We start from the raw sequence: 1,824 nt of genomic DNA on the forward strand, positions 1-1,824 counted from the left end.
AAAACCTTGGTTTAGGAGAAGGGTCAGCTTTGCCGGTTGGCGTCCCCGTTCCGTGGCCGTCAGCAAATCCACCGACGGGGTGGCTTAAATGCAATGGCGCGGCGTTCACCGCCTCACAGTATCCCAAGCTTGCACTGGCTTATCCTGCGCTCAGATTACCTGATTTACGTGGTGAGTTTATCCGTGGCTGGGATGACGGGCGAGGGATTGATGCTGGTCGTGTGCTGCTGTCATTCCAGGAAGGTACTATTGTTTCGGGCTTTGATGACAATGATACGGGAGATATCAGCTCAATCGGGTCTGCTGCCTATGGGTTCGGTGATGTAATGACCGCAGCACAATGGGAAAATATTAAAGGAAAAAAATGGATAGGTAGTCCGGCAAATTCGCAGCGTTACGATTGGTGGGCTTATGTTTCAGCCCGCCCCCGTAACATCGCATTTAACTACATCGTGAGGGCCGCATAATGGTGATGGCAAAATTAAACAGTGAAAATATCGCCATTATGGCCGGTGAGATTACTGTGTTTAATTATGATGGGGAGACGGGTGAATATCTTTCTTCATCCGTTGAATATTTAGCGGAAGGTGTAGGCATTCCAGCCTTATCATGTATTGATGCGCCTGAAGAATCTAAAGAAGGTTTTACCATTTGTCGCACCTCTGACTTAAGCGCATGGGAGTACCTCGCCGATCATCGCAGTGAAACTGTATACAGCACGAAGACAGGTCAACGAGTCACGATTTCCCTGCCGGGTGATTATCCGAAAGATACGACTACAGAAGCCCCTGGTACGCCATATGATAAGTGGAACGGTAACCAGTGGTTGACTGACTTGAAAGCGCTGCACGCTGCGGATGTGGCGACGGCAGAAAAGACGAAAACCGAGTTACTGGCAGAAGCAACAGCGATTATCGCTCCACTGACAGATGCTCAGACTGGAGGCTACATCGACGATGCAGACTTGTCACGACTGGCAGAATGGCAGCGGTACCGATACCAACTGACTAAAGTCGATATCAGCACCGCGCCTGCCATTACCCTTCCGCCGAAACCGGAGATGTAGGCCACTCGAAAGCGGGTGCCTTTGATGTATCAACACGCATCAGCAGCACCCGGTATTTTTTCCAGTCAATAAGTTGGTTTTTTTCTTCATCTGTCGCGAGCTCTAGATCGAAAGCATCCTGTAATGGTGCAATGACATTCGTTGCTTGCCGTAACAAAGATGTTTTCTTGCGTTCAGCCTGGCTAACAAGTACTTCTTGTGTCAGTGGTGGAGGAGCAATCGCAATTGGATTTCCCTTATCATCCGAAGTAATTATTTTCCCAGCAGATTGATCCTGCAATAATTCAAGGTATTTCTCGTCTGTGATTTCAACAGCATCATCAGGAATATTTTTCCCATTGATATAAGGTGTATAAAATCCGCCTGTTGATTTAGCGTAAAACATAACCCCCCCTAGCATCCGATTACAAGCCAAGTATATTGAGCGTTTCCCGGCCCCAGGTTACGTATATACATTTGCGTTTTACCCATTGTCCTGACCTGCCCAATATATATGGACCCTGCTGCGGGATCACCGGTGGTATTTGCGTAAGTCGTATATCCCATCAGCATAGAATGAGGAAACGCCACCGGAAATGTTACTAAAGTGTTTTGCTCTGAACCAAAGGTTGTTGTCAGCCCCCACTGTAAAATCAATCCACCCGGTAATTTTTGCCACCCGTTTGATGACTGCTGTGATGTGAATGAATTCATATCCGGGATCTGGTTTGCACTGGTCCCCACGCTTCTTTTAGCAGCCTCTCCCAAACCAAGGTTTT

General features: G+C 47.8%; 4 protein-coding genes. 2 read left to right on the forward strand and 2 right to left on the reverse strand.

The annotated features are described in order from the left end of the window. Both DOU50_RS00340 and DOU50_RS00345 read left to right on the forward strand, forming a co-directional pair. Positions 1 to 467 (forward strand): phage tail protein (locus DOU50_RS00340; protein ID WP_228117485.1); only part of this gene is annotated, 467 nt, incomplete at its 5' end. After that, a complete protein-coding gene (locus tag DOU50_RS00345) occupies positions 467 to 1,066 on the forward strand; it encodes a tail fiber assembly protein (protein ID WP_148768472.1) in 600 nt (199 codons plus the stop codon). The genes DOU50_RS00340 and DOU50_RS00345, both read left to right, overlap by 1 nt. Here the strand turns inward: DOU50_RS00345 and DOU50_RS00350 are convergent. Further along, positions 1,038 to 1,451, reverse strand: coding sequence for a tail fiber assembly protein (locus DOU50_RS00350; RefSeq protein ID WP_228117486.1), 414 nt, complete (start codon positions 1,449 to 1,451; stop codon positions 1,038 to 1,040). The two genes, DOU50_RS00345 and DOU50_RS00350, sit on opposite strands and share 29 nt — an antisense overlap. 8 nt (positions 1,452 to 1,459) lie before the next feature. After that, positions 1,460 to 1,824, reverse strand: a 365-nt coding sequence (locus DOU50_RS23750; RefSeq protein ID WP_416202933.1) for a gp53-like domain-containing protein, incomplete at its 5' end; no start/stop codon positions are given.

It is taken from the genome of Enterobacter sp. C6, from assembly GCF_008122455.1.
Classification (GTDB): domain Bacteria; phylum Pseudomonadota; class Gammaproteobacteria; order Enterobacterales; family Enterobacteriaceae; genus Enterobacter; species Enterobacter pseudoroggenkampii.